Origin of the sequence: Halolamina sp. C58 (genome assembly GCF_051195095.1) — an archaeon.
Classification (GTDB): domain Archaea; phylum Halobacteriota; class Halobacteria; order Halobacteriales; family Haloferacaceae; genus Halolamina.
In genome coordinates, this window is sequence record NZ_JBNTJY010000002.1 from 72,032 (window position 1) to 97,084 (window position 25,053).

A 25,053-nucleotide genomic window follows, 5' to 3' on the forward strand; every position below is an offset into this window, starting at 1 on the left:
CGTGGATGGTTGACGGCCGGGCGACATAACTGGTCGGGGCGGCGGGCCGCTCACTCGACCGCCCGGCGGTCGATCGCCGCGGTGAGCTCCCGCATGAACGTCGCGACCGTGTTGCCCATCAGATACACCGGGTAGCCGTCGTCGAGGCAGCGATCGAGCACGCGATCCGCCGGCATGGACTCGTCGTGGTGGACGAAATCGGCGTCGACGCGCCGCTCCAGCAGCCGGGCGTGCGAGCCCGCGACGTGGACCCGCCCGACGAGGTCGTGCTCGGCGAGCCACGTGAGGTAGTGGACGAACGCCGCGGTCCGGCCGGCCCGGTCGCGGCGCGTGTAGACGAACGGCGTGATCGTCGGCTCCGCGAGGCGGTCGACGAGGAACTGCCGGAGGAGCTCGGTCGACTCGATGTCGTTCATCATCGCCCCGTTCGCGACGAGCCCGCCCCCCGCGAGCCGCCGCCAGCCCCACTCCGCCCGGAGCTCGTCGACGTAGGACTCGATCCGGGCCGGCGACAGCGGGTCGAGGTCGAGCGTGCGCAGCACCTCGTCGACGGCGAACGCCGACCGCGCGCCGAGCACGTCCTCCATGGGAGAGCCCGACCGCGGCTCGGCGACGGTGAACGCGTTCCCCGTCTTCTCGAACTCCCGCCGGAGGTAGTCGTTGATCGCGTCGTTGCGGTCGGCGCTGATCACGTGGGCGTCTTCCGGAACCGTCCGAGCGAACACGCGGGCGATGTCGGTGAGCTCCGCGCCGAGCGTCGACTGGTGGTCCCGGCGGACGTTGAGGATGACGACGACCTGCGGGTCGAACAGCTCGTTCGCGAGCCGCGTCGTGTACTCGCGGATCCCCTGATTCTCGGCGACGACGGCGTCGACGGGGGCGTACCTCCGGAGCTCCCGTTCGTTCTCGTACAGCCGGGTCGGCCCGCTTCGAGCGATCTCCTCGCGCTCGCGGTTGTGGTAGGAAAACGAGCGGTCGCCGGTGACCTTGGCGTACGTCTCGAACCCGCGGTCGACGAGCAGCTCGTTGAGCCAGCGGACGACCGTCGACTTCCCCCGAACGCCGGAGACGGTCACGCGGATCGGCGTCCGCTCGACCCGCTCGTAGTGTGATCGTCCGCGGTCCGCGACGTGTCGGACGGCACGGATCGAGTCGGCGACCGACTCCCGGAGCCGCGAGAGTGGGTGTCGGTCGCTCATCGCTCCTCCTCCGTCTCCGCGACCAGCGGCGAGTCGTCGATGTCCGCGCCGTCGACCGAGACGTTCGCGAACACCGACTCGCGGGCGAACGCCGCCGCGTCGGGGATCGACGCTTCGAGCCGGCGGAGTTCGACGGCTGCGAGCCCGACGACGACGATCCCGACGAGAGCGTACGGGACGGGGCCGTCGGAGATCAGCCCCGTCGCTGGGACGTCGACGAAGGCGTAGATGGTGGCGTAGAAGATCGCGAACAGGGCGGCGGAGATTCGGATGTGGGCGCGGCGGTTCGTCGGCGTGACGCGGTGGAGGTTGTACGCGCCGATGCCGACGAACAGGCCGATGAAAAACAGCGTGATCCCGGGGGCGGAGACGGGGCGGAGCACGCCGATCGCGAGCGCGTAGAGGACGCCCAGCCCGAGCGAGAGCGCGAGGAGCACTCGCCCGTACAGGAGCGTCACCCAGTGGACGTAGGAGACGAGGAAGAACACCGCGGTCGCGCCGATCGAGAACACGGCGATCGCGGGGCCGTACCGGACGCTGAACACGGCCAGCAGCGGGATGATGATGATCCCCGCGAGGCGGAGGTCGTACCGTTTCCGGAACCCCTCGTAGATCGCGACGTCGACGAGGAGCAGCGAGATCGAGAGCCAGCTCGGGGTGACCGTCGCGAGAGCCGTCCCGCGGGGCTCGATCCCGATCCAGCCGACGAAGTCGCTGGTCGGCAACGCCAGCACGGGCGGCGTCGGCGGTCCGACGCGCGCGAGCAGCGCCAGCGAGAGCGTCCCGACGGCGACGAGCGCCGCGTAGCAGCCGGCCATCGCGAGGAGGTCGGCGCGGCGGTTCTCGGGCTCGATCCGCATCAGGTTGTACGCGGTGACGCCCGGGAAGATGCTGGCGATCACCTCGGCGTTCTCGAAGGGAAGCTGTGCCGGCAAAAGCCGGGAGACTGCGAAGCCGACGGCGACCGTCGCGATCGCGCCAACGCTGACGGCCGCCAGGAAGAGCCGCCGGCCGTAGTTGAGCGTGTACTCCCTGAGCGCCCAGAGGACGCCCCACGCGGCGGCGGTACCGGTCACGAAGATGACCAGCGAGAGCGGCTCCCGGAGCGTGTAGATGACGAGCAGCGGGACCACCATCACGCCGCCCAGCCGGTAGCCGTACGCCTGTGAGAGGAACGCGACGACCCCGAGGCCGACGATCATCACGACGCTCGCGGCGATCATGGACTCCTCAGATCGATGGTCGGGCAGGCGCATTAAGCCGTTTGCTCATTGGTCCGAACGGAGCCGGACGACCTCTCGGTCGGTTCGGGCGCCGTGGGGCCACGGCGAACCGCGAGCGCCCGGAGTTTTGTGTCCCGCGCCCGGACGGTCGGCTATGGGCGACGATCACGCGCACGACGACCACGGCGAACCCGGCACGCACGATCATCACCACCACGACCGCGACCACCTCGGCGTCGCCGTGCTCACCGTCTCCTCTTCCCGATCCCTCGACGAAGACCCCGCCGGCGACCGGATCGTCGACGCCCTGAAGAGCGCCGGTCACGAGATCACCACCCGCGATCTGGTCCCGGACGACTACGACACGGTACAGGGCACCGTCGAGCGGTTCGTCGATCGCGACGACACCGACGCCGTGGTGACGACCGGCGGCACCGGCGTCACGCCGGACGACGTGACCGTCGAGGCCGTCGAGCCGCTGCTCGCGAAGGAGCTCCCCGGCTTCGGCGAGCTGTTCCGGCGGCGCTCCGCCGAGGAGATCGGCACCATGGTCGTCGCGACGCGGGCGACCGCCGGCGTCGCCGACGGCGTCCCCGTGTTCTGTCTCCCGGGAAGCGAGAACGCCGCTACGCTGGGCGCGGAGCTGATCGTCTCCACCGCCGGCCACCTCGCGGGGTTGGCGAGTCGAGACGAGGAGGACGGCCCGCACGAACACGACGACGAGGGAGACGACCACGGCGACGGGCACGACCACGGCGAGGACGGCGCCGACGGGCACGCTCACTGACGCTCGGTCCGGACCGACAGAATCACGTCGGCCCTGCGAGAACCCCCTCCAAGAATGTTCGACAAGGTGCTCGTCGCGAACCGCGGTGAGATCGCGGTGCGAGTCATGCGCGCCTGCGAGGAACTGGGCGTCGACACCGTCGCGGTGTACTCCGAGGCCGACAAACACGGCGGCCACGTCCGCCACGCCGACGAGGCGTACAACGTCGGCCCCGCCCGCGCGGCCGACTCCTACCTCGACCACGAGGCCGTGATCGAGGCCGCGGAGAAGGCCGGCGCGGACGCGATCCACCCCGGCTACGGCTTCCTCGCGGAGAACGCCGAGTTCGCGGGCAAGGTCGAGGCTCACGACGACATCACCTGGGTCGGCCCCGCCGCAGACGCGATGGAGCAGCTCGGGGAGAAGACCAAGGCCCGACAGACGATGCGGGAGGCCGACGTGCCGATCGTCCCCGGGACGACCGAGCCCGCCGAGAGCGCCGAGGAAGTGAAGGCGTTCGGCGAGGAGCACGGCTACCCCGTCGCGATCAAGGCCGAGGGCGGCGGCGGCGGCCGCGGGATGAAGATCGTCGAGGGGCCCGAAGAAGCGGAAGACCAGTTCGAGAGCGCCAAACGCGAGGGGGAGGCGTACTTCGACAACGCCAACGTCTACCTCGAACGCTACCTCGAGAACCCCCGCCACATCGAGGTGCAGATCCTCGCCGACGAGCACGGCAACGTCCGCCACCTCGGCGAGCGTGACTGCTCGCTCCAGCGCCGCCACCAGAAGGTGATCGAGGAGGGGCCCAGCCCGGCGCTCACCGAGGAGCTCCGCGAGGAGATCGGCGCGGCCGCCCGCCGGGGCGCCGACGCCGCCGGCTACTACAACGCCGGCACGTTCGAGTTCCTCGTCGAGGAGGAGGACCGCGACGCCGAGGCCGGCGAACTGCTCGGGCCGGACGCGAACTTCTTCTTCCTCGAAGTCAACACCCGGATTCAGGTCGAACACACCGTCACGGAGGAGCTCACGGGCATCGACATCGTGAAGTGGCAGCTCCGGGTCGCCGCGGGCGAGGAGCTGGACTTCTCGCAGGACGACGTGGACCTCTCGGGCCACGCGATCGAGTTCCGGATCAACGCCGAGCACGCCGACGAGGAGTTCCAGCCCGCAAGCGGCGGCACGCTCGACACGTACGACACGCCGGACGGGATCGGCATCCGCGTCGACGACGCGCTCTCGGAGGGCGACGAGCTGGTGACGGACTACGACTCGATGATCGCGAAGCTGATCGTCCACGCGAGCGACCGCGAGGAGTGTCTCGCCCGCTCGAAGCGGGCGTTCGGCGAGTACGACATCGAGGGCGTCGTCACCATCTCGCCGTTCCACCGGATGATACTCGACGACGAGGCGTTCGTCAACGGCACGCACACGACGAAGTATCTCGACGACGAGCTCGACCACGCCCGCATCGAGGAGGCCGTCGAGACGTGGGGCACCGAGTCCACGAGCGAGGAGGGCGAGGAGAGCGAGACGACCACCCGCGAGTTCACGGTCGAAGTCAACGGCAAGCGCTTCGACGTCGAACTCGAAGAGGAGGGCGCGCCCGCGATCCCGACGCCCGAGACGAGCAGTAGCGGCGGGAGTCGTCCCTCCGGCGCCGGCGGGAGCGGCGGGAGCGACGACGGCGGCTCGGGCGGCAGCGAGCCCGACGTGCCCGAGGGCGGCGAGTCCGTCGCCGTCGACATGCAGGGGACGGTGCTCTCCGTCGACGTCGAGGTCGGCGACGAGGTCGCGCCGGGCGACACCGTGGCTGTGCTCGAAGCGATGAAGATGGAGAACGACATCGACGCCGAGCGCGGCGGCACGGTGTCGCAGGTGCTCGTCGAGGAAGGCGAGAGCGTCGACATGGGCGACGTGCTGGTCGTGCTGGAGTAAGGTCGGCGTTTTTCGCGTTCGTTCTGAGGTTTCTCTTTTCTCGGACGGTTCAGTCGTTGGCGACTGGAACGGCTACTGCGACGGCGACAGCGTCTCGATCGCTGGCAACTGGGACGACGACCGCGACGGTAACAGCATCTCGATCGCTGACCACTTGCGACCGCAGGGTGCCGGACACAGAGTCCGGCACAGCACCGAGTCCCCACCCCTCCCCCCGCGCTCGCCGACCGTCGGCGAGCGCGAGGCGTCCACCGCCACCGCACCGCGGCCGCGGTGGCGCGCGACGTAAGCCCCTCCGTGGGCGAGCCAGCGCGAGGGACGAGTGAGTGAACGCAGTGAACGAACGAGTCGGCTGGGGAGGTATGAGGACTGTGCGGCGCGGTTGCGGTCACAAGGTGCCAACGAACGAGCTGCTGTCGCTGTTCGCGGTCGAAACACCGAACTACGGAGTGACGTTCGCGGTCGCAGTTCTCGAACGGTCTCGAGCGATCACTGGAAACGAAACGCCGCCGTCGACGGAACTACCGCAGAATCCGCAAAACTACTCAGACGGCGCCAGCTCCACCTGCGTCAGGTCCCGGTCCAACGCACACGTCTCGTGGGGCGGCTCCCCCTCGACCTCCTGAATCTGGTACTCCTCGTCGAAATCAGCCCCGAGCGGCTCACACAACGGGTGGGAGGGGCAGTCCGAGTGGGGACACTCACCCGCCAGCTTCGCCTTGCTCCCCGAATACGCTGACTTCGAGGGGACGTTCGCGGGGACCGACGTGGGCTCGACCTCGACGGCCCGCACCCCCTCGTCGTGGACCGCGCAGTCGAGGATCTGCGTGTTCTCCCGCACGTCGACGACCTCGTAGCGGGTACCCGCCTCGATGTTGAGACACTGACTCCGGTAGGGACAGCCTTCACAGCCCGAGGCCTCCCCCTGATAGACGAACTCCTGTCCCGGCTCGGCGAGCCGGGCGCCGACGAGCGTGACGGTGGTCATGGGCGAACGTAGCTCCGCGGCGGGGTTAAGGCTCTCGCCCCGGTTTCAATCCTCCCGGCCGGTTCGTTCGTCCAGTTCCGTGAGGTACGCCTCCCGGGGCTGCTGATACGCCGCGCGGTAGTCGATCTCCCCGTTCGCGAACCGCTCAGCCACGTCGATCGCGGCGTCGACGGCCGCCGCCCGACTGTCCCGCGTCTCGTTTTCGAGTTCGATCTCGGGCTCCGCGAACAGCGTGGCGTGCCACTCCTCAGTGGCGTACTGGCCCGCGCCGGGGCGGTTCGCCCGGGAGCCGTTGGTGACGTAGATCGTCGGCAGACACGGCGCCGGAAAGGCGTCGGCGTCGAACACGTCCGGACGGTAGGCGAGGATGATCCGGCCGTCCCGCTGCTCGGTCCAGACCGTCCAGGACTCCGGGAGGTCGTCGAGACCCATACTCGGCCGTGGGTCGCCGAGGTGGATAGGCCTCTCGCTCCGGAGAGCGCCCGGCCCGCTACCCGAACTGCAAAGCGGCGGCCGACCCCACGGCCGGCATGGAGACCGCCCTCTGGTGGGTCCGGGCCGACGCCCGCCTGCACGACAACACCGCCCTCGTCGCCGCCGCCGAGGCCGACGAACTCCTCCCGGTGTTCGTGGTCGATCCACGGCAGTACGGGGAACGAGCCTACGGCGGGCAGCGCTCCTTCGCGTTCCAGAAGACCGGCGCGTACCGCGCGCGCTTCCGGCGGGAGACAATCGCGGACCTCCGCGAGTCGCTCGACGACGAAGGGTCGGGGCTGCTCGTCCGCGAGGGGCGGCCGGGCGAGGTGGTTCCCGAGGTGGCCGCCGCGGTCGACGCCGACGTGGTCCACTTTCAGGCCCTCCCCGCGCCCGAGGAGCGTGAGGCCGCCCGCGCCGTCGTGAGCGCGCTCGGGGACGCGGGCGTGCGGACCGAGAGCCACTGGACGTCCACGCTCCACCACGTCGCCGACCTGCCCGAGGGAGTGCAGGGAATCGACGACACGTTCACGCCGTTCCGGCAGTCCGTCGAGAGCGACAGTCGGGTTCGGGAGCCGCTTCCCGAGCCGGAACTGCCGCCGACGCCGGATCTCGGCCGGCTCGACGGCGGTCACGGCGCGTTCCCGACACTCGACGATCTCGGCCTCGAACGGCCCGAGTACGACGACCGCGGAGTGCTGGCGTTCGAGGGCGGGGAGACCGCGGGACTCGACCGACTCGAGGCGTACGTCTGGGAGGGAGATCACCTCCGGGCGTACAAACGGACGAGAAACGGGCTGCTCGGGGCCGACTACTCCTCGAAGCTCTCGCCGTGGCTGGCGGCGGGCTGTCTCTCCCCGCGGTACGTGAAGCGGGAGGTGGACCGCTACGAGGCCGAGCGCGTCGCGAACGACTCGACGTACTGGCTGCTGTTCGAGCTCCGCTGGCGGGACTTCATGGCGTTCCAGACCGCCAAGCACGGCGGGCAGTTCTTCGCCCGGAACGGGATCAGGGAGCGCGAGGATATCGACTGGGCCGACCCCGGGAGCGACCCGGCCGCTCGCGAGCAGTTCGAGCGCTGGAAACGTGGGGAGACGGGCATCCCGTTCGTCGACGCCAACGTGCGCGAACTGAACGCGACAGGGTTTATGAGCAACCGTGGCCGGCAGAACGTCGCCTCCGTCCTCGCGAACAGCTTGCGTATCGACTGGCGCCGCGGCGCGGCCTACTTCGAGACGCAGTTGGTCGACTACGACCCCTGCTCGAACTACGGCAACTGGGCGTACGTCGCCGGGGTCGGCAACGACAGCCGGGACAGCGCCTTCGATGTCGTGGAACAGGCCAAACGGTACGACGAGGACGGCGAGTACGTCCGCCACTGGCTCCCCGAACTCCGGGGGCTCCCGCCCGGCTACGTTCACGAGCCGTGGAAGATGGACCCCGAAGAGCAGGCGGCCTACGGCGTGGTACTCGGGGAGGACTACCCCGAGCCGATGGTCGACCTCGAAGCGAGCGACGAGCCGTTCCGTTAGGGGAGTCCGGCACCCCTCGCCCACGAGACGAGCGTGAGCGCGACAGCCAGCGCGCCGACTCGGAGCGCGACCGACACCGGCGACCGCCGGGAGAGGCCGTACCAGCAGAGCCCGAGCGGGATCGAGACGATCCCGAACGCGATCGGGTCCGGAAACGAAGGGTTCCACCACAGCAGCACGCCGAACAGCACGAGGCCGAGGAGGGCGACGGCGAGCCGGCGCGGGGAGTGTGAGTCCACCGTCGGCACGGACGGTCGCCGGCGAGAAAAACGTACTGACGGCCGGGGCTACTCCTCGAACGCCTCGGCGTCGAACCGCGTCGCCCGCTCGCGGATCGACTCGTACTGATCGCGGTAGTTCGCGACCGCGTCCGGGCGGTCGTTGCTCAGGACACCGACGACCGCGCCGCCCTCGTGGACCGTGATGCCCGCGTGTTCGAGCGACGACCCGTTCAACAGCCAGAGCGCGTAGGGGAGCGACTCCTCGGTCACGAACACGTCGACCGCGTCGGTCGCGAAGAACTCGGCGACCTCCGCCCGCGCCGGCGTGCTCGACTGGAGGGAGTCGAGCGTGTCGGCCGTCACGACGATCTCGACGGCGAGCCCCTCCTCGATCACGGCGTCCTCGAGCATCGAGACGTAGTTGGTCTTCACCACCGGCGCGAACCCGCGGAGCGTGTCGGCGTCGGGCAGCCGGGAGAGCACCTCCGACAGCGCCGTCTCCGGCAGCGCCGGGTCGGCGTAGGTCACCGTCCCGCCGTCGAGGATATCGGGGCTGACGGGCGCCTCGTCGGGGATCGCGGCGAGCAGCGGCTCCGCGGCCCCGAGCGTGTCGGTCGTGTCGCGGTACGCGCGGTGGGTCTCGAGCGCGAGCTGTCCGGCGTGGGTCGCCTCGAACCGGCCGCCGACCCCCTGGACCAGCCCCGTCTCGACCAGATCCGTGATCGCGCGATCCACCGTCGATCGGGAGACGTCGACGGCGTCACCCAGCTCCCGCTTGTCGAGTCGGTCGGTCGAGAGGGCGGCGAGCACGTCGCCGCGCTTGCGGAGGACGTCACGGACGCGCTGTCCGTCGACGCCGTCTGTATCCATACTCGATGCTGGGGAACGCGACCCTAAATCGGTTTCCGCTGCGTCACGGCTCAGAGCAGCCCGCTCCCGAGGACGTGCCGCCAAACTGACACCGCGAGCGCGCCGTTCACCACTGTCGCGACCCACGCGATGGTGAACCGTTCGGAGAGGATCCGGGAGGCAGACGCCGGGTCCGTGCCCTGAACCGAGTGGTACACGTCGACGTAGAACGCCGTCACACCCCCGAGGACGACCGCGGCGATCGGGTAGCCGAGCGCGAACGAGAACCCCGCCGCCGCGGCGGTCGCGATCGCTCCGACTGCGACGGTGGTGGCCACGCCGAGCGCGGTCGCGAACGTCTCGACGCCGGCCTGTCGGTCGAAGTGCACGTCGGCCGCCTGGTGGAGGACGTGGTAGCCGAAGCTGTAGCAGGCGACGACGCCGACCGCGACGAGGATCGCCGGCGCGATCCCGCCGGCGATCAGCACCGCGACGGGCAACACGAGCAGGCCGGCGTCGACGCCGGTCGTGACGACGTGGTTCCAGACCCCCCGCTCCTTGAACCGCGGCGGGTAGGAGTAGGTGAAGCCGAAGCCGATCACCGCGACGCCCGCGAAGAGTACCCACCAGCCGGCGACGGTAGCGACGGCAGCGTACAGCGCGAGCGCCGCCACGAGGTACCCCCCGAGCAGCCACCACGCGCGATCGACGCCGAGGCGTTCGACCGCCGACGCGATCACGTCCTTCTCGGGGTTCGTCGCGTCGACCGCGCGGTCGTGGATGGCGTCGGCGACCGACGCCTGAAACTTCGCGGCCATCGTCGCCGCCGCGTAGCCGACGGCGACCCACCGCGCTGTCGGCCCGGGCCAGCCGCCGACGCGGACGCCGAGACCGACCGCGAGCAGCACCGAGGCGACGTTGTAGCCGGCGGTCGCGGACAGCCGGCTCACGACGGCGACGGCGCGGAGCTGGGAGACGAGCTGTCGGCCCATTCGGGGGAACGTCCGCGTTTCTGTGGTTAATGGCTGTCCGTTCGCGACGAGTCGACCGGGAGCTGCACGGATCGGCAGCCAGTGAGCAGATACTCGGGCCGCGAAACCGTGCTCGGCCGGCCCGAAACGAGCCGAGAACCGAGGTAAAGGGGTTCGATCCACTACGATCGACTACCGCCGGAGGTATCCCACATGACCGACTCCCCCGCAGTTCACGGAACGAGACGCAGCGTGCTCAAGACGACTGGCGCCCTCCTCGCGGCCGGCGGGCTGCTCGGGAGCGCCGGAACGGTGGCCGCCGCCGACGGGTGGGCGACCGCCGAAACGCCGACCGACCGAACGCTCCACGCGGTCGTCGAAACCACTGTGGGCGCGTTCGCGGTCGGCGGCGGCGGCGACGTGCTGCGACGGACCCAGAACGGCTGGACCCGGGTCGTCGACGGCGGCCCGACGGGGAACGGCAACGACCTCTACGGCGCCGCGACGACCGACGACGGCGAGCGGCTCTGGGTGGTCGGCGCGTCGGGCGCGATCGGCGAGTACGACGTGCAGACCGGCTCGCTGGTCGATCACTCCGCGCCCAACGACGTGACGAACAACTTCAACGACGTGAGCGTCGTCGGCGAGGCCGGCGACGCGAACGTGTACATCGCCGGCGACTCCGGGAAGATCTACAACAGCTTCGACAACGGCGCGACCGAGACGTGGGACCAAGTCACCCCGGGATCGGGGTCGGCGATTCAGGCCATCGACTTCCACGGCCCGACCAGCGGCCACGCGGTCGACGGCAACCAGACCGTCTTCGAGACGACCGACGGCAGCGTCTACGAGAACATCGGGATCGCCAACGCCAACGTGAACTTCTACGCCGTCGACTCCGACGGGACCGACAGCGTTCACGTGGCCGGCGGCGGCGCGATGGTCCACCGCTGGGACGGCGCGCGCTGGACGCCGACGGATCTCGGCGACGCCTCGCTCCGGGATATCGAAGTCGAGGGCGGCGCGGGGTACACCGTCGGCGGCGGCGGCGCCGTGTTCGAGTACGCCGACGGCGAGTGGCGTCGCGAGTCGACGCCGACCGGCGCGAACCTGAAGTCGGTCCGCCGCGGCGACACCGACATCGCCGTCGGCGCCAGCGGGACGGTCATCGAGAAGTAGCGTCCCCGACGTGCGTTCGTACGGTCGGGGCTGTCAGAGGCAGCCCGAACCGATCGATTCCGACCGACTCCGGACGCGTGCGGTGTCGGCCCTCCGACGTGCAGCCGTTCTTCCGGGAACGACAACAGTGGCTGGCAAGTCGCGGGCGACGGACAGCCTCGAGTCGGGTATCGGCGACGACGGCTCGCGAAGCTCACCGCTCGAACAGCGGCGTCGACAGAAATGCTCGGTCGGGGATTTGAACTCGACGAGACGTGCTCGCGTTCGCTGCGCGCGACTCGTCTGCTCAATTCCCGCTTCCCTGCGCCGCTCCTCGTCACGAGTTCCTCGGAGAATGCTCGGTCGGGGATTTGAACCCCGGTCATCGGCTCGAAAGGCCGAAATGATTGGCCGGACTACACCAACCGAGCGCAACCGAATATCGGCGGGCGGATCGTATAAACGCTACCCTTTGGGTCGCCCGTGGGGGTCGGAACCGAGGAGCGTTACTTCCCCTCGAACTCCGGCTCCTCGTCGCCCATGAACGCGGTGACGCCCTCCATCAGGTCGTCGGTGTTCATCAGGTGGCCGAACGCCTGACTCTCGACTTCGAGGCCGGCGTCGGTGTCGTCGCGGCCGGCGAGCATCGCGCGCTTGGTGTAGCGCTGGGCGATCGGCGGGCCGGCCGCGAGGTCTCGGGCCAGCTCCCAGCCGCGGTCGAGCAGTTCGCTGTCCTCGGTGACCTCGTTGATGAAGCCGTACTCCTCGAGCTCTTCGGCGTCGTAGCGGTCGGCGGTGAAGATGATCTCCTTCGCGCGGCCCTCGCCGACGATGTGGCGCAGGCGCTGGGTGCCGCCCCAGCCCGGCAGCAGGCCGAGGTTGTGCTCGGGCTGACCGAGTTCGGAGCGCCGGCTGGCGACACGGAGGTCGGCACAGGTGGCCAGTTCCATCCCGCCGCCGAGGCAGTAGCCGTCGATGGCGGCGACGACCGGCGCGTCCAGCGACTCGAGCTTGCCGAACGTCTCCTGTCCGAGCTTCGAGAGCTCGACCGCGTGCAGCGGGTCGCCGCCGCCGGCGGCCATCGACTGCACGTCCGCGCCCGCCGAGAACGCACGGTCGCCCTCGCCGGTGAGCAGCACCGAGCGCACGTCCTCGTGGGCGTCGAGCTCGTCGATCGCGGTGTCGAGCTCGTGGAGCAGCTCCTCGCTGATCGTGTTCATTCGGTGGGGCCGCGCGATCTCGATGTGGCCGACGTAGCCGTCGACGGAGACGTTCAGCACCTCGTACGCCGTCTCGCCGCTTTCGTCGTCACCCGCGCCGTGGAACCCCGCGCCGGACTCCGCGAGTTCGCGTAGCGACTCCTCGGCCTCGTACCGGTCCTCCTCGGTCGCCTCGTACAGCTCGTCGAGCGTCTCGACGAGCGCGTCGAGCCCGTAGTCGTCGGCCATCTTCGCCGGGCCGTCGGGGAAGCCGGCGCCGAGCTTGACCGCCTCGTCGATCGCCTCGGGGTCGGCGACATCCGCGGCGACCAGCCCGGCGACCTCGTTGGCCATCACGGCGAGCAGGCGTTCCTGGAGGTCCACGCGGCCGGCGTCGGTCGGGATCTGGGCGCCGTCGCCGCCCTCGTAGTCGTAGAAGCCGCGGCCGGTCTTCTTGCCGAGCTCCTCCTTCTCGACTTTGTTCGCCAGCAGCGGGCAGGGCCGGTAGGCGTCGCCGAGCTCCTGGTACATGTACTCCAACACGTGGTAGCCCACGTCGATGCCGACCTGATCGGCGAGCTCGAACGAGCCCATCGGGAGGCCCAGATCGTACTTCGTGGTGGAGTCGACCTCCTCGATCGTGCCGTCGTCGGCCTCGACGATCCACGCCGCCTCGTTCATCAGCGGCACGAGCACGCGGTTGACGATGAACCCCGGCGAGTCCTTCCGGACGCGGACGGGCGTCTTGCCCAGCGACTCGGCGAGGGACTCGATCGTGTCGAGGGTCTCGTCGGCGGTGTGGGCGCCGGAGATGACCTCGACCAGCTGCATCCGCACGGGCGGGTTGAAGAAGTGCATCCCGCAGAACTGCTCGGGGCGGTCGCTGACCTCCGAGAGCTCCGTCACCGAGAGGCTGGAGGTGTTGGTCGCGAAGATCGCCTCCGGCGGCGCGTGGTCGGCCACGTCGCGGTACACCTCCTTCTTGATGTCCATCTTCTCCGGGACGGCCTCGATCACCACGTCGGCGTCGCCGACCGCGGCGTCGAGGTCGACGACCGGCGTGACGCGGTCGAGCGCGCCGTCGGCGTCGGCCTGACTGATCTGGTCTTTCTCGGCCAGCTTCTCGAGGCTCCACTCGATCTGCTCGTAGCCGTTCTGGACGAACTCCTCGTTGATGTCCCGCATCGTCACGTCGTAGCCCGCGAGCGCGGCGACCTCGGCGATGCCGTGGCCCATGTTGCCCGCGCCGAGCACCGCGATCCGGTCGATATCGTCGGGATCCATGCGCGGGTAGTCGGCCGGACAGCGGTTGAACGTTTCCCTCTCCCGTATCGGGAACGGGCTCGGAGTTGCTCCGCGTGGATCGCGGGCACCGCGGCCGACACCTCTTACCCCACGGCGGACCGAGGGGGAGGGGAATGGAGATCGAGCCGGCGACGATGGACGACGCCGACCGGATCGCGGAGCTGTGGGTGGATCTCGCGCGCGACCAGCGCGCACACGGCTCCCACCTGTTGGCGGCGCCCAACCGCGAGTCGGTCCGCGAGGGGCTGGCCCGGGCCATCGTCACCGAAGGCGTGCTGATCGCCCGGACCGCCGAGGGCGACCTCGCGGGGTTCGTGGAGTTCGCCCCGGAGACCGGCGGCTTCCGGCAGGACGTCGATCGCGGCGTGATCGAGAACATCTACGTGCGGCCGAGCCACCGCGGCAGCGGCGTCGGCGGCGAGCTGCTCGCGGCGGCCGAACGCCGGCTGCTCGACGCCGGTGTCGACCGGATCTCGCTGGAGGTGCTCGCCGACAACGAGGCCGCCCGCCGGTTCTACGCGCGCCACGGCTACGACCCCCACCGCGTCGAGATGGAGAAGGCACCCGAAAACGACACGCACTCAAAGGAGGACTGAGTAGCGACGGCTGCGCCTGGAGAGCATGGGTGGTTCATGCACTCGACTTGTAATCGAGACTTCCCGGGTTCGACTCCCGGTCCAGGCTTCCTGCGAGGAGCGAACGCGACGAGCGGAAGCGCCGCCGTCGGAACCCATTTCCACGACCGCCGAGAACCACCGGCGAATGGCGTACGAATCGTGGCAGCCGCTGGTCGCCGGCCTGTTCCTGCTTCTCGCCGGGGGGATCCACGCCGTCGCCCCCTATCAGGCCGCACGGAAGGCCGCGATGGAGGAGGGGAACGAGGACGAGGTCGCCGACGAGTGGGAGATCGACGCCACACAGATCGTCGGCGCGATCACCGCACTCGTCGGGTTGTCGATCCTGATCTCGTCGATCTGGCTGTGGTGAGCCGGCGTCCGATATCCCCAGAAGTTACCTGCTCCGTCGTGTAGCCATCGCCAATGCCGGACGGCGATGATCAAGAGGAGTCGGTACGGGAGGCGATCGAGCAGTCCGAGCACGGCGCACCCGCGGCGGGGGCGGTGCTTCGCGACCAGTTCGAGACCCACGAGGTGTTCCAGCGCATCATCGCTGCCGCCGACGAGGAGGCCACCACGGGTGGGCGCGAGCTGTTCTTCAGCAGCCTCGCGGCGGGGTTCTCGATCACGGTCACGTTCCTGCTGTACGCGTCGCTGACCGCGTCGACCGACGGCCATCCGATCCTCAGCGCGCTGCTGTACCCGCTGGGGTTCGTGTTCATCATCATCGGCGGCTACCAGCTGTACACCGAGAACACGCTCCCACCGGTGGTGCTGGTGCTGGAGCGGCTGATGAGCCTCCCGCGACTGCTGAAGATCTGGGGGATCGTGATCGTCGGGAACTTCGCCGGCGGCGGGGTCGGCGCGCTGGTGCTCGCCCGGACGGGTGTGCTCTCACCGGAAGCGGCGCAGGCCGCGACGTACGTCGCTCGGAAGGGTGTCGAGACGAACTTCTGGCCCCTCTTCTTCAAGGCGGGCTTTGCGGGGCTGATCGTCGCCGGCGTCGTCTGGCTCGTCTACGCGGTCCGGGACAGCGTCGCCCGGCTGCTGATCGTCTACCTCGCCTTCCTCGCGGTGCCGCTGGGGAACCTCTATCACTCCGTCGTCTCCTTCACCGAACTCGCCTACCTCGCCTTTGCGGGCTACCCCGTGTTCCTCGACGGGCTGTTCTGGTTCGTGCTCCCGGTGCTGCTGGGGAACACCGTCGGCGGCGTGCTGCTGGTGACGGTGGTCAACTACTTCCAGACGACCGAACAGCGCCTCGACATCGCCCGCCGCGACGGGTTCGACCGGGAGCTCACCCCCCGCGAGCTCCTGTTCGGCGGGCTGGCCGGGCGGTCGTACGTCCACAAGCTGGTCCACGAAGAGGAGGAGTAGCCGTCGACGCCCGCGCTCGGGCCGCGAACGGCGCCCCGATACTGTTTTGTAGCTGTGGTAGCTACTTTTCGGCCGTAATGGGTGAAGTCTGCTCGACGTGCGGGCTGCCTGAGGAACTCTGCGTCTGCGAAGACGTCGCGAAAGAGTCCCAGCAGATCAGTATCCGCATCGACGAGCGCAGGTACGGCAAGGAGGTAACGATCATCGAGGGGTTCGATCCGAAAGACGTGGACATGGACAGCCTGTCCTCGGACCTGAAGTCCAAGTTCGCGTGTGGCGGCACCGTCGAGGACGGCGCCATCGAGCTCCAGGGGAACCACAGCGGTCGCGTGGAGGACTTCCTCCGCGACAAAGGCTTCAACGTGGCCTGACCCCCTCCCTGCCGGCCCGGTTCCCGCCCGGTGACGTGGGAACTATGTCGGTCCCGCACCGAGCAGCACCGTGCACAGAGCTGTCGCCGTCGCTGTCGTTCTCTTGCTCGCCGGCGTCCAGCCAGCGACCGCCGTCACGGCAGGCGGCGCCGACGCGAGTTCGTGGACGGCCCACGACGCCGAACGAGCCGTGGATTCCGCGGCGTCGCCGACGATCGCGGTCGACACCGTCCTCTCGCTTACGCCCCAACGCCCGGGGTCGATCGGCGTCGTCCAGACGTTCGAGATCCCCGCGGAGGTGACCGAACTCAGGGTCACGCTCGATCCGCAGTCGAACGTCACCGACGCCGACGGGTTCAGCCACGTCGACGGGCAGACCTGGGCGTGGGACGGCGAGACCGCCGCGCCGCGGCTCCGCTACGGGATGGCGGCCAACCGCACCACCGACCGGGACGGCCCGATGGGCGCCGACGGGTCGTACCTCTACGCCGACGTCGGCCAGTGGGCGCTGGTCCAGCAGCCCAATCTCGGCTACCAGTGGCGCTACCGCGGCGCCGACTCGATCAGCGTCGACCGCACGACCCGCGTCGACGGCGCGGGCGCCGTCGGCGAGACGACGGCGTTTCTCGGCGCCCACACGACGTACACGCGGGCGGTCGCCGAGCAGGAGATCACGCTGATCGTGCCCGAGGCCGCCTCGCTCGCCGACCCCCCAGAGGAGATCCTCGACGGGCTCGGGAACGCCTCGCAGGCGCTCCACGTGGGCGACCGTGACCCGACCGTGTTCGCGGTCGCGGCACCCACCGATCGAGTGAACTGGGCGGCACAGGGTATCCAAGTCGGCGACACCGACTTCTGGGTCCGTGCGCCACAGTCGATCGACGACGTCGGGAACGCGTGGCTCCACGAGTACGTCCACACCCGGCAGTCGTTCCGGACCGCCGACTCCGGGCGGTGGGTCACGGAGGCCAGCGCGACGTGGTACGCCGCGCTGCTGAGTCACCGACACGAGGGGGTGAGCTTCGCCCGCTTCACCGAGTTCCTCGACCGAGGGACGAACGAGCCGCAAGCGAGCTCGGTGCTCGCCGACCCGACCGACTGGGCGAACAACGCGAACTACTGGAAGGGGGCGCTGGTGACCGGGGAGATCGACCGCCGGATCCGCGTCGCGACCGACCGCGGCGCCACGTTCCAGCGCGTGCTCGCGTCGCTCAACGAGCGCACGTCCCCGATCACCAACGAGGACGTCCTCGCGGCCGTCGCGGACGCCGGGGGGCAGTCCACCCGGACCCCCGCGGAGCGGCTCACGACGACCAGCGACGCCCCCGAGGTCTGGAACCGGAGCGCCCACCGCGAGGCGTTCGGCGGCGACGCCGCGCTGCTGCGGGTCGAGTTCGACCCCGCGACCGACGTGCGCGCGACCGGTCCGTACCGCAACGCGACGCTTTCTCCCCCGGTCACGCTGGCGGCCGGCGAGACGCTCTCGCTACGAACGGCCGTCGAGAACCTCGGCGGCGCGTCCGGCGAGTACGCGGTCACGCTCCGGGTCGACGATCGAACGGTCGCGACGGCGAACGGGACGCTCGCCCCCGGCGAGCGGACGGCGGTGTCGCTGACTCACGAGTTCGAGGAGCCGGGGCGCTACACCGTCTCGATCGCCGGCGAACGACTCCCCGTCGCGGTCCGCGAGCCGGCGACGCCGACGGTGACCGATCTCGCGGTCGAGCCGCGGACGGTCGAGCCGGGCGGCGAGACGACCGTGACCGCCACCGTGGCCAACGACGGGCAGGTACCGGGGAACGCGACGATCCCGTTCACCCGGAACGGCGAAACCGTGACGACTCGGACGGTCACGCTCGGCCCGGGCGAGCGTGAGACGGTGTCGGCGACCGTCGAACTACCGGCGGCGGGCGAGTACCGCGTCGGCGCCGGCGGCCGCGCGGTCGACGTGCGTGCGGTCGCGCCGACGACGGAGACAACCACTCCCGGGTTCGGCGTCCCGGTCGCGATCGTCGCCGTGCTCGCGGCGCTGGGGCTTCGACGGTCGGGGAGCTAGCTGCTGGAGCGCGATCCTCGATCGCGAGAAAGGTTCGGAAACCGCCGAGAGTCGCCCTAGAACGGCGCCGCCGGCCCCTCGTCCGGCTCCGCGTCGTCGCCGCCGGACTCGATTTCGCCGTCCCACTCGCTCAGTCCGCCGGCCATGCTCTCGACGGTCGCGTCGGTGATCCCCTCGTACGACTCGATCAGCTTCGCGGCCTGCACGCTGGACTTGCCGTGGGGACAGACCGTCACCACGTGGTCGGCGTCGGCGAGTTCGGCCACGCGGTCGGGGAGCTGTCTGAACGGGACGTTCAGGCTGCCGGGGATGTGGCCGCGCCGGAACGCCGGCGGCTCGCGAATGTCGACCACCGTCGGGGGCGCGCCGTCCGCGAGCAGTTCGGCCACGCGCTCGGTCGAGATCTCGTCCATAGTGACCGTGGCTCGCTCGGACGGTTGAAGCTCACGGACCGCGACGGGGCTACAGCAGCCCCTCCTCGTCGGCCAGCGTGAGCCCCTGCAGCGTGGCCTCGTTGATCGGCCGCGAGCGGACCGTCGGGATCGCCTCCTCGATCGGGATCGCCCGCGGCGTGAGGAACTCGTTGTCGTCGAGCTCCTGTCCGACCGGTTCGAGCCCCTCGGCGAACACGTAAGCGCGCTTGTGTCTGAGCGCGCCCGTCGCGACCCAGACGTCCTCAAGGAGCGACAGCGAGTCGGCGCGGAACCCCGTCTCCTCGCGGAGCTCCCGCCGGGCCGCGGCGGTGAACGACTCCTCGGCCTCGACGACGCCGGCGGGCAGTTCGAGCTGCTCGTGACGGATCGTCGGCCGGTACTGCTCGACGAACAGCACGTGGTCGTCGGTGACGGCGGTGACGACGACCGCGGTCGCGAGCTCGGCCCAGTAGTAGCGCTTCCGGCTGCCGTCGGGCTGTTCGATCAGGTCGTACCCCCCGACGAACCAGCCGGTCTCGTACTCCGGCACGCTCTCGATCACGCGCCAGTCGGGGTGGGGGTCGGGCAGCGACTCGTGCCGGCGACCGTCGTCCGGCGGGTACTCACCCATCCGACTGCTCGGGCGCGTCGTCTTTCAGCATCGGCTGGTAGATCCGGCCGAACGCCTGCCGGCGGAGGGTGCCGATCGCCGCCTCCTCCTCGGACTGGAACGTCGCCGCGACGGCTTCCTCGGTGGCGGGGGCGGCGTGCCAGACCACTCGCTCGACGCTCTCGGAGCCCGTCTCGTGGACGTCGTACCCCGGGTGGGCCTCGCGCCACGCCTCCCACTCCTCGCGGTCGCCCACGCTGACCGACAGTAGCGACGCGAACAGCGCGTCGCGGGCGGTCTCGACGACCTCGCCGGTGACCCGACGGTCGTACTCCTCGCGGTCGAACTCCATCGCCTTGGCGGTCTCGCGAACGACCGTCTGGGCGGCGGGACCGACGCTCTCGAACGCCTCGGCCGCCTCGGTCGGCGTCTCCGGGGAGAACACTCCTTCGGTTCGCATACGTGGGAATCCCGGGCGGACGGGCTTACCGGTGACGATGGTGGGTCAACTGTCGCTCTCGTCGCTGTCGTCGTCCTCGGCGGCCTTCTCCCGGCGCTTCCGCGTCATCTCCCGTGCCTCGGCGACGGCCTCCTCGGCCGCCTCGTCGATGAACCCCGAATCGGGCACTTCCGCGGGATCGGCGATCTCTTCGGTCGGATGGCTGCCGGATCCGTCGTGGTCGTGCTCGTGATCGTGGCCGTCGCCGGTCGGAATCTCGGTCTCCGCGCGTTCGGCGGTCGCGTCGTCGTAGTCGACTTCCTCGGCGTCGTCGACGATCTCGGCGGCGAGCTCGGGGGGCGTGTGCTCGCTCCACTCCTCGACGTGCTCGTCGAGCCACGCCTCGTGGTCCTCGCCGTGGAGCATCGCGGTCATCGCGAGGTGGTTCGCCAAGTGCTCGTCGTCCTGCTGAGGCGAGCCACAGACCGGACAGCGGTATCCCATACCCGGGTCTCGGCCCGGAGGGGGAAAACAGGTGTGCTCGGCGGGAGCGATCCAGCACGCAGGCTGGAGCGGGTCGCGCGCCGCGTTGAGTCCCACAGAGCCGCGGCATGGCGCTCCGTCGCTCCAGCACGCAGGTTGGAACAGGTCACGCGCCGCGGCTCAGTTCCACAAAGCCGCGGCATACGCTCCGTCGTCGCGACACGGAGGTCGCGACAGGTCGCCAGCCGCGGCTTAGTTCCGCCACTCCTCGACGTCGAGCACCATCACGAACGCGTCCTCGCCGTCGTCGTAGTATCCGGCCACCCGCCGGACGCGCTCGAACCCCACGTCCTCGTACAGCGACTGGGCCACGTCATTGCTCTCCCGGACTTCGAGCTTCACCACGTCCGCGCCGGCGAGCGCCAGCGTGAACAGCACGCGCCGGAGGAGCGCGCGACCGACGCCCTCGCCCTGCATCTCGGGGTGGACGGCGATATCCTTCAGGTGGCCCAGATCGCGGCCGTGGTTCGCGTTCACGTCCGCGATCGCGTAGCCGACGACGGCGCCGTCCCGGACCGCGACGAGGAACCCCCGGTTGCCCAGGAACCGCTCGAAGGAGGCGAACGGCCACGGCTGGGGGAACACCGACTTCTCGATCCGGAACACCGCGAGGAGGTCGGCCCGGTCCGCCTCCCGGATGGTGAGATCCGTGGCGTCCGTCGCGTCCGGGTGGGAAGTCACGTCCGTGACGTAGGGGGGTGATCGGCATAAACGGCGTGGCCGGCGACGACGCCGGCGAACGCGGCCCGCTGCGGCAGCCGTTCAGTACGTATCAGACCGTTCACGCTTCGGTGCTTACTTGCGTCGGGGTCGAGAACACGAACGGACACGATGCCCCACCGAATCCTCGTCATGGGTGACAACCACGGCGACGTGCAGTCGCTCCGGCGAGTGCTCGAGGACGCCGGCGACGAACCGTTCGACTACGTCGTCCACGTCGGCGACTTCACGAACGCTTGGCGGACGGCCAGACAGACCGACGACGAACGGAGGGGGAAGGAACGCGGGGCGGAGCAGTTGAGGTCGGTGGCGCCGGTACTGGAGCGGTTCGACGAGCTCGCGGCGCACGGGCTGGTGTGGGTGTACGGCAATCAGGACTACTTCGGCGACCTCGACGAGGACCTCTCCGTGGGGACTGAGCTCCCGGACGACGACGTGGCGACGGTCGGAGAGCTGGCGTTCACCAACTCCCTCGATCACGTCGGTCCCGAGACGGTGCTGGTCACGCATATGGAGCACTGGCGGCTCGTGGACAGTTTCGACGGGCTGGCGCACTTCTGTGGCAACTCCCACCGCGGCCGACACACGGGCCGGCGGCTGAACTCGGCGTTCCTCCAGTTCCGCGACCCGCGGGCCGAGGAGCGGCGCTTCGGCGGCTACTTCGTCGCCGAACTCGACGGCGACGGCCTCGACGTGGAGATGCGGTCGATCGGCGAACTCACACGGGTCGAGTGTGACCGCCACGGCGAACGCGGGGTGCAGTTCCAGCCCGAGTCGAAGGGGTGTATGTTCTGTAACGAGGACGGAACCCTGTGGCGGGAGATGTGTGCGTCGGGGTACTACGGCCTCACCCACGATAGCGACCGTGAAACCGTCGATGACGAGGAGCTGATCGAGTACGCGGCGCGCCTCTGGGACGACCCGCCGGCGGGGTTCCGCGAGCAGTTCGAGTCGTACCTCGCGGACCTATCTGACGATCGGTACTCGCCGCTAACGCGGACCAACGACGGCGCGCTCACGGTCGCCGAGAACAGCTACTCGTACTGACGAGCCGAACGGCGGTCGACACTCTCGGATCGAGGAGGCGATCCGCGAGCCCGCAAAAAACCGAAGAGGTTGATCGGGGAACGAGAGCGACGCTCCCGTCGACGTGATTGGCTACACGATCACGGCAGCAGGCTCCGGGCGATCACCCGACGGTGATCGCCGCTCGCGAACCGTGATCGGTTTTCAGTCGTCAGCCGGCGCGGCGCCGCTGCCACCCTCGGCCTGCTGCTTCGTCCACGACAGCTTGCCACCGGCAGCGAGGATCTCGCGCTCGCGCTCGGAGGCGTCAAGGTGGGCGGTGCCCTCCCACTCGTCGTTGACGCGGAAGGTGAACTCCTCCTGCCCGGAGCGCACGCCGGCGCCCACGTCGTCGACGATCTGGACGTTGTCGCCCTGCTCGATCTGCTCGTAGTCGTCCTCGTCGATCGTCAGCGGGACGAGGCCGAAGTTGAACAGGTTCGCCTTGTGGATGCGGGCGAAGCTCTGTGCGAGCACACCCTCGACGCCGAGGTACATCGGACAGAGGGCGGCGTGCTCACGCGAGGATCCCTGACCGTAGTTCTCGCCGGCGACGAGGAAGCCGCCGTCGGCGTCCAGCGCGCGCTGGGCGAAGCTCTCGTCGACACGCGAGAGCGTGAACTCGGAGAGCTTGGGCACGTTGGAGCGGAACTTCAGGATGTCCGACGTGGCCGGGATGATGTGGTCGGTCGTGATGTTGTCGCCCATCCGGAGCAGCACCTCGCCTTCGAGGTTGGACTCCAGGGCGTCCTTCAGCGGCACGTCGCCGATGTTCGGGCCCTTGACGAGCTCGTCGTCGACGGCCTCGTCCGGCGAGATCAGGTCGGCGTCGTGCTGGTCGTAGTCCGTCCCGAGCTCGAAGCCGGGGTCCTCCAGATCGCCGAGTTCGTCGGCCAGATCACGCGGGTCGATGATCTCGCCCTTGATGGCCGCGGCGGTCGCGACCTCCGGCGAGCAGAGGTAGACGGAGTCGTCCTCGATCCCGGAGCGACCCTCGAAGTTGCGGTTGAACGTCCGCAGCGAGACGGTGTCGCTGCCGGGGACGTGGCCGATCCCGATACAGGCGCCACAGGTCGCCTCGGAGAAGTTCACGCCGGCGGCCATCAGCTCGGCCGTCCAGCCCTCGCGGGCGAGCATCTCGGAGGCCTGCTTCGAGGCGGGCGCGATGATCATCTCGGTCTTCTTGTTGACCTCGCGACCCTCGAGCATCTTCGCGGCGGGGAGGATGTCCTCGTAGGCGCCGTTGGTACAGGAGCCGATCATCACCTGCTCGACGGACTTGCCGGCCGCCTCGCGGACGGGCACGACGTTGTCCGGCATCGACGGCTCGGCGATCATGGGCTCGATCTCCGAGAGGTCGACGACGATCTCGTCGGCGTACTCGGCGTCCTCGTCCGGCTGCAGGTCGACGTAGTCCTCGGGGCGGCCGACCTCGTCGAGCCACTCCTTCGTGCGCTCGTCGGTCGGGAAGATCGAGGAGGTGGCGCCGAGTTCCGTCCCCATGTTGGTGATCGTGGTCCGCTCCGGCACGGAGAGCGTCTCCACGCCCGGGCCGGTGTACTCGAACACCTTGCCGACGCCGCCCTTGACGCTCAGGCGCCGCAGCAGCTCGAGGATGACGTCCTTCGCGGTCGCCCACTCGCCGAGCTCGCCCTCGAGTCGGATGTTGACGACCTCGGGCATGTCGACGTAGTAGGCGCCGCCGCCCATCGCAACGGTGATGTCCAGCCCACCAGCACCGATCGCCAGCTGGCCGAGGCCGCCGGGCGTCGGCGTGTGGGAGTCGCTCCCGAGCAGCGTCTTGCCGGGCGCGGCGAAGTTCTCCTTGTGGACGTTGTGACAGATCCCGTTGCCCGGCCGGGAGAAGTGGGCGCCGTAGGTGCCCGCCGCCGAGCGCAGGAAGCGGTGGTCGTCGGTGTTCTTGAAGTCGAACTGGTACGTCTGGTGGTCGCAGTACTGCGCGGCGAGTTCGGTCTGAACTTCGTCGAGGCCGAGCGCCTCGAACTGCAGCCACACCATCGTCCCGGTGGTGTCCTGAGTCAGCACCTGATCGATCTCGATCCCGATCTCCTCGCCGGGGGTCAGCTCGCCCTCAACGAGGTGATCGTCGAGGACTTTCTCCGTGATTGTCTTTCCCATATCGTACTGAGATGGGCTCGGAGCAGTGATAAATCCGGCGAGAAACGGCGCAGGCGGCGAGGCCGCCACACGCGGTCGAGAGAGCCGGTCACGACGCCTTCGGCAGGGTTTTGTCGCCGACGGATCGACACCAATCCATGTTCCACTCCGGAGCCGAGGTCGCCGCCGCCGTCGACGGCGCCGACGACGACGCGGTCCAGCCGAACGGCGTCGACCTCACGCTCGACGCCGTGTTCGAACAGACCAGCCCCGGCTACGTCGGCCGGGAGGGGAAGTCCGTCGGCGAGCGCAGCGAGGTCGACCCCCACGGCGACGACCCGCCGATCTACCGGCTCGAACCGGGCGACTACGTCGTCCGCTACGGCGAGCGGCTGGCGGTCCCCGCGGACAGCGTGGGCTTCGTCCTGCCGCGCTCGACGCTGCTGCGCAACACCTGCTCGCTCGATACGGCCGTCTGGGACGCGGGCTACGAGGGCCGCGGGGAGGGGCTGCTGCAGGTCGGCCGGGCGATCGAGATCGAGCAGGGCGCCCGGATCGGGCAGTTCGTGCTCGCCGACGCGGAGAGTGCGGGGACGTACGACGGGAGCTATCAGGGCGAGAACTGAGGCGGCGATGGGATTCGTCGGAGCAACGGGCTGAGAGGGACTTGAACCACGGTCACTCCCGTTCGCTCTCGCTGCTCACCTCCCGCTCCCTGCTTCAACTCCCTCTAGCGACGCTTCTCACAGTTCACTGCGTTCACCGGAGAAGCGGGCTGAGAGGGACTTGAACCCCCGACCGTCTGGTTAAAAGCCAGACGCTCTCCCAAACTGAGCTATCAGCCCTCACGCCGACCAAGGACGAGCACCGGGTAAGCGTTTACGGTTCCCCCGGAAGCTAAACC

The 25,053-nt window shown here is 69.5% G+C and carries 24 protein-coding genes, 3 tRNA genes and 1 pseudogene; 12 read left to right on the forward strand and 16 right to left on the reverse strand.

Annotation, left to right across the window (positions count from 1 at the left end; translation table 11 throughout):
• Positions 1-50 precede the first annotated feature (50 nt).
• Positions 51-1,199 (reverse strand): capsule biosynthesis protein CapB, encoded by a 1,149-nt coding sequence (locus ACQUSM_RS10755; protein WP_435118457.1) that lies wholly within the window; start codon positions 1,197-1,199, stop codon positions 51-53.
• The gene (locus tag ACQUSM_RS10760; protein ID WP_435118458.1) at positions 1,196-2,455 is read right to left on the reverse strand and encodes a poly-gamma-glutamate biosynthesis protein PgsC/CapC; all 1,260 of its coding nucleotides are present in this window, start codon (positions 2,453-2,455) and stop codon (positions 1,196-1,198) included. Before ACQUSM_RS10760 ends, ACQUSM_RS10755 begins: the two co-directional genes overlap by 4 nt.
• Before the next feature lie 121 nt (positions 2,456-2,576).
• On the opposite strand from ACQUSM_RS10760, the gene ACQUSM_RS10765 reads away from it, so the two are divergent.
• Both ACQUSM_RS10765 and ACQUSM_RS10770 read left to right on the forward strand, forming a co-directional pair.
• Positions 2,577-3,209, forward strand: coding sequence for a MogA/MoaB family molybdenum cofactor biosynthesis protein (locus ACQUSM_RS10765; protein WP_435118460.1), 633 nt, complete (start codon positions 2,577-2,579; stop codon positions 3,207-3,209).
• Positions 3,210-3,263: 54 nt separating this feature from the next.
• Positions 3,264-5,123, forward strand: coding sequence for an acetyl-CoA carboxylase biotin carboxylase subunit (locus tag ACQUSM_RS10770; RefSeq protein ID WP_435118462.1), 1,860 nt, complete (start codon positions 3,264-3,266; stop codon positions 5,121-5,123).
• Positions 5,124-5,664: 541 nt separating this feature from the next.
• Here ACQUSM_RS10770 and ACQUSM_RS10775 read toward each other — a convergent pair.
• Together ACQUSM_RS10775 and ACQUSM_RS10780 are read right to left on the reverse strand one after the other, a co-directional pair.
• Positions 5,665-6,111, reverse strand: coding sequence for a UPF0179 family protein (locus ACQUSM_RS10775; RefSeq protein WP_435118464.1), 447 nt, complete (start codon positions 6,109-6,111; stop codon positions 5,665-5,667).
• Positions 6,112-6,156: 45 nt separating this feature from the next.
• Positions 6,157-6,543 (reverse strand): DUF5820 family protein, encoded by a 387-nt coding sequence (locus tag ACQUSM_RS10780; RefSeq protein WP_435118466.1) that lies wholly within the window; start codon positions 6,541-6,543, stop codon positions 6,157-6,159.
• 98 nt (positions 6,544-6,641) lie between these two features.
• On the opposite strand from ACQUSM_RS10780, the gene ACQUSM_RS10785 reads away from it, so the two are divergent.
• Positions 6,642-8,117: a DASH family cryptochrome gene (locus tag ACQUSM_RS10785; protein ID WP_435118468.1), complete on the forward strand. Its 1,476-nt coding sequence runs from the start codon at positions 6,642-6,644 to the stop codon at positions 8,115-8,117.
• Here ACQUSM_RS10785 and ACQUSM_RS10790 read toward each other — a convergent pair.
• Genes ACQUSM_RS10790 through ACQUSM_RS10800 form a run of 3 tightly spaced genes read right to left on the reverse strand, consistent with a single transcriptional unit; the run spans position 8,114 to position 10,179 of the window.
• Positions 8,114-8,356, reverse strand: a complete 243-nt coding sequence (locus tag ACQUSM_RS10790; RefSeq protein ID WP_435118469.1) for a hypothetical protein — start codon at positions 8,354-8,356, stop codon at positions 8,114-8,116. The two genes, ACQUSM_RS10785 and ACQUSM_RS10790, sit on opposite strands and share 4 nt — an antisense overlap.
• Before the next feature lie 48 nt (positions 8,357-8,404).
• Positions 8,405-9,208, reverse strand: a complete 804-nt coding sequence (locus ACQUSM_RS10795) for a helix-turn-helix transcriptional regulator (protein ID WP_435118471.1) — start codon at positions 9,206-9,208, stop codon at positions 8,405-8,407.
• A gap of 50 nt (positions 9,209-9,258) precedes the next feature.
• Positions 9,259-10,179, reverse strand: a complete 921-nt coding sequence (locus ACQUSM_RS10800) for a UbiA family prenyltransferase (protein WP_435118473.1) — start codon at positions 10,177-10,179, stop codon at positions 9,259-9,261.
• A gap of 192 nt (positions 10,180-10,371) precedes the next feature.
• Between ACQUSM_RS10800 and ACQUSM_RS10805 the strand changes: the two genes are divergently transcribed.
• Complete coding sequence (locus ACQUSM_RS10805; protein ID WP_435118475.1) at positions 10,372-11,337, forward strand: hypothetical protein; 966 nt, start codon at positions 10,372-10,374, stop codon at positions 11,335-11,337.
• 335 nt (positions 11,338-11,672) lie between these two features.
• Here the strand turns inward: ACQUSM_RS10805 and ACQUSM_RS10810 are convergent.
• Both ACQUSM_RS10810 and ACQUSM_RS10815 read right to left on the reverse strand, forming a co-directional pair.
• Positions 11,673-11,747, reverse strand: a tRNA-Glu gene (locus ACQUSM_RS10810).
• Positions 11,748-11,822: 75 nt separating this feature from the next.
• Positions 11,823-13,799 carry a 3-hydroxyacyl-CoA dehydrogenase NAD-binding domain-containing protein gene (locus ACQUSM_RS10815; RefSeq protein WP_435118476.1) on the reverse strand — a complete coding sequence of 659 codons (1,977 nt, stop codon included), beginning with the start codon at positions 13,797-13,799 and terminating at the stop codon, positions 11,823-11,825.
• A gap of 134 nt (positions 13,800-13,933) precedes the next feature.
• Here ACQUSM_RS10815 and ACQUSM_RS10820 point away from each other — a divergent pair, with 134 nt between their 5' ends.
• The 6 genes and pseudogenes from ACQUSM_RS10820 (at position 13,934) to ACQUSM_RS10845 (ending at position 18,241) form a co-directional block, all read left to right on the forward strand.
• On the forward strand, positions 13,934-14,416 hold the full coding sequence (locus ACQUSM_RS10820) for a GNAT family N-acetyltransferase (protein ID WP_435118478.1): 483 nt from the start codon (positions 13,934-13,936) through the stop codon (positions 14,414-14,416).
• 14 nt (positions 14,417-14,430) lie between these two features.
• Positions 14,431-14,504: transfer RNA gene (locus ACQUSM_RS10825), tRNA-Thr, on the forward strand.
• Between the two features lie 78 nt (positions 14,505-14,582).
• Positions 14,583-14,807, forward strand: coding sequence for a hypothetical protein (locus tag ACQUSM_RS10830; RefSeq protein ID WP_435118480.1), 225 nt, complete (start codon positions 14,583-14,585; stop codon positions 14,805-14,807).
• Positions 14,808-14,860: 53 nt separating this feature from the next.
• Positions 14,861-15,784 (forward strand): annotated as a pseudogene (locus ACQUSM_RS10835) (formate/nitrite transporter family protein); the annotation flags it as partial.
• Between the two features lie 107 nt (positions 15,785-15,891).
• Entirely contained in the window at positions 15,892-16,185 is a 294-nt protein-coding gene (gene yciH / locus ACQUSM_RS10840; RefSeq protein WP_049979481.1) for a stress response translation initiation inhibitor YciH, read from the forward strand.
• 70 nt (positions 16,186-16,255) lie between these two features.
• The gene (locus ACQUSM_RS10845) at positions 16,256-18,241 is read left to right on the forward strand and encodes a CARDB domain-containing protein (RefSeq protein ID WP_435118482.1); all 1,986 of its coding nucleotides are present in this window, start codon (positions 16,256-16,258) and stop codon (positions 18,239-18,241) included.
• Between the two features lie 56 nt (positions 18,242-18,297).
• Here ACQUSM_RS10845 and ACQUSM_RS10850 read toward each other — a convergent pair whose 3' ends face one another.
• From ACQUSM_RS10850 to rimI, 5 genes are all read right to left on the reverse strand, one after another.
• Positions 18,298-18,654, reverse strand: coding sequence for a rhodanese-like domain-containing protein (locus ACQUSM_RS10850; protein ID WP_435118484.1), 357 nt, complete (start codon positions 18,652-18,654; stop codon positions 18,298-18,300).
• A gap of 49 nt (positions 18,655-18,703) precedes the next feature.
• Positions 18,704-19,285, reverse strand: a complete 582-nt coding sequence (locus ACQUSM_RS10855) for an NUDIX hydrolase (RefSeq protein ID WP_435118486.1) — start codon at positions 19,283-19,285, stop codon at positions 18,704-18,706.
• Positions 19,278-19,724 carry a DUF5809 family protein gene (locus tag ACQUSM_RS10860; RefSeq protein ID WP_435118488.1) on the reverse strand — a complete coding sequence of 149 codons (447 nt, stop codon included), beginning with the start codon at positions 19,722-19,724 and terminating at the stop codon, positions 19,278-19,280. The genes ACQUSM_RS10855 and ACQUSM_RS10860 overlap by 8 nt, the downstream gene beginning before the upstream one ends.
• Positions 19,725-19,769: 45 nt before the next feature.
• Positions 19,770-20,207: a DUF5810 domain-containing protein gene (locus ACQUSM_RS10865; RefSeq protein ID WP_435118490.1), complete on the reverse strand. Its 438-nt coding sequence runs from the start codon at positions 20,205-20,207 to the stop codon at positions 19,770-19,772.
• A gap of 231 nt (positions 20,208-20,438) precedes the next feature.
• Positions 20,439-20,927 carry a ribosomal protein S18-alanine N-acetyltransferase gene (rimI, locus tag ACQUSM_RS10870; protein ID WP_435118492.1) on the reverse strand — a complete coding sequence of 163 codons (489 nt, stop codon included), beginning with the start codon at positions 20,925-20,927 and terminating at the stop codon, positions 20,439-20,441.
• Between the two features lie 150 nt (positions 20,928-21,077).
• Here rimI and ACQUSM_RS10875 point away from each other — a divergent pair, with 150 nt between their 5' ends.
• On the forward strand, positions 21,078-22,013 hold the full coding sequence (locus ACQUSM_RS10875) for a metallophosphoesterase family protein (RefSeq protein ID WP_435118494.1): 936 nt from the start codon (positions 21,078-21,080) through the stop codon (positions 22,011-22,013).
• Between the two features lie 183 nt (positions 22,014-22,196).
• Here ACQUSM_RS10875 and ACQUSM_RS10880 read toward each other — a convergent pair whose 3' ends face one another.
• Positions 22,197-24,170: an aconitate hydratase gene (locus tag ACQUSM_RS10880; protein WP_435118496.1), complete on the reverse strand. Its 1,974-nt coding sequence runs from the start codon at positions 24,168-24,170 to the stop codon at positions 22,197-22,199.
• A 110-nt stretch (positions 24,171-24,280) separates the two neighbouring features.
• Between ACQUSM_RS10880 and ACQUSM_RS10885 the strand changes: the two genes are divergently transcribed.
• Positions 24,281-24,775, forward strand: a complete 495-nt coding sequence (locus ACQUSM_RS10885; protein WP_435118497.1) for a deoxyuridine 5'-triphosphate nucleotidohydrolase — start codon at positions 24,281-24,283, stop codon at positions 24,773-24,775.
• Positions 24,776-24,920: 145 nt separating this feature from the next.
• On the opposite strand, the gene ACQUSM_RS10890 is transcribed toward ACQUSM_RS10885, so the two are convergent.
• Positions 24,921-24,994: transfer RNA gene (locus ACQUSM_RS10890), tRNA-Lys, on the reverse strand.
• Positions 24,995-25,053: the final 59 nt, after the last annotated feature.

Excerpts from the sequence above, each read along its gene's own strand:
- ACQUSM_RS10865 (WP_435118490.1), bottom strand. The coding sequence starts at position 20,207 with ATGGGATACCGCTGTCCGGTCTGTGGCTCGCCTCAGCAGGACGACGAG.
- ACQUSM_RS10855 (WP_435118486.1), bottom strand. The coding sequence starts at position 19,285 with ATGGGTGAGTACCCGCCGGACGACGGTCGCCGGCACGAGTCGCTGCCC.
- ACQUSM_RS10755 (WP_435118457.1), bottom strand. The coding sequence starts at position 1,199 with ATGAGCGACCGACACCCACTCTCGCGGCTCCGGGAGTCGGTCGCCGAC.
- ACQUSM_RS10880 (WP_435118496.1), bottom strand. The coding sequence starts at position 24,170 with ATGGGAAAGACAATCACGGAGAAAGTCCTCGACGATCACCTCGTTGAG.
- ACQUSM_RS10770 (WP_435118462.1), top strand. The coding sequence starts at position 3,264 with ATGTTCGACAAGGTGCTCGTCGCGAACCGCGGTGAGATCGCGGTGCGA.
- ACQUSM_RS10830 (WP_435118480.1), top strand. The coding sequence starts at position 14,583 with ATGGCGTACGAATCGTGGCAGCCGCTGGTCGCCGGCCTGTTCCTGCTT.
- ACQUSM_RS10800 (WP_435118473.1), bottom strand. The coding sequence starts at position 10,179 with ATGGGCCGACAGCTCGTCTCCCAGCTCCGCGCCGTCGCCGTCGTGAGC.
- ACQUSM_RS10815 (WP_435118476.1), bottom strand. The coding sequence starts at position 13,799 with ATGGATCCCGACGATATCGACCGGATCGCGGTGCTCGGCGCGGGCAAC.
- ACQUSM_RS10820 (WP_435118478.1), top strand. The coding sequence starts at position 13,934 with ATGGAGATCGAGCCGGCGACGATGGACGACGCCGACCGGATCGCGGAG.
- yciH (WP_049979481.1), top strand. The coding sequence starts at position 15,892 with ATGGGTGAAGTCTGCTCGACGTGCGGGCTGCCTGAGGAACTCTGCGTC.
- ACQUSM_RS10760 (WP_435118458.1), bottom strand. The coding sequence starts at position 2,455 with ATGCGCCTGCCCGACCATCGATCTGAGGAGTCCATGATCGCCGCGAGC.
- ACQUSM_RS10780 (WP_435118466.1), bottom strand. The coding sequence starts at position 6,543 with ATGGGTCTCGACGACCTCCCGGAGTCCTGGACGGTCTGGACCGAGCAG.
- ACQUSM_RS10785 (WP_435118468.1), top strand. The coding sequence starts at position 6,642 with ATGGAGACCGCCCTCTGGTGGGTCCGGGCCGACGCCCGCCTGCACGAC.
- ACQUSM_RS10805 (WP_435118475.1), top strand. The coding sequence starts at position 10,372 with ATGACCGACTCCCCCGCAGTTCACGGAACGAGACGCAGCGTGCTCAAG.
- ACQUSM_RS10860 (WP_435118488.1), bottom strand. The coding sequence starts at position 19,724 with ATGCGAACCGAAGGAGTGTTCTCCCCGGAGACGCCGACCGAGGCGGCC.
- ACQUSM_RS10795 (WP_435118471.1), bottom strand. The coding sequence starts at position 9,208 with ATGGATACAGACGGCGTCGACGGACAGCGCGTCCGTGACGTCCTCCGC.
- ACQUSM_RS10765 (WP_435118460.1), top strand. The coding sequence starts at position 2,577 with ATGGGCGACGATCACGCGCACGACGACCACGGCGAACCCGGCACGCAC.
- ACQUSM_RS10775 (WP_435118464.1), bottom strand. The coding sequence starts at position 6,111 with ATGACCACCGTCACGCTCGTCGGCGCCCGGCTCGCCGAGCCGGGACAG.
- ACQUSM_RS10875 (WP_435118494.1), top strand. The coding sequence starts at position 21,078 with ATGCCCCACCGAATCCTCGTCATGGGTGACAACCACGGCGACGTGCAG.
- ACQUSM_RS10850 (WP_435118484.1), bottom strand. The coding sequence starts at position 18,654 with ATGGACGAGATCTCGACCGAGCGCGTGGCCGAACTGCTCGCGGACGGC.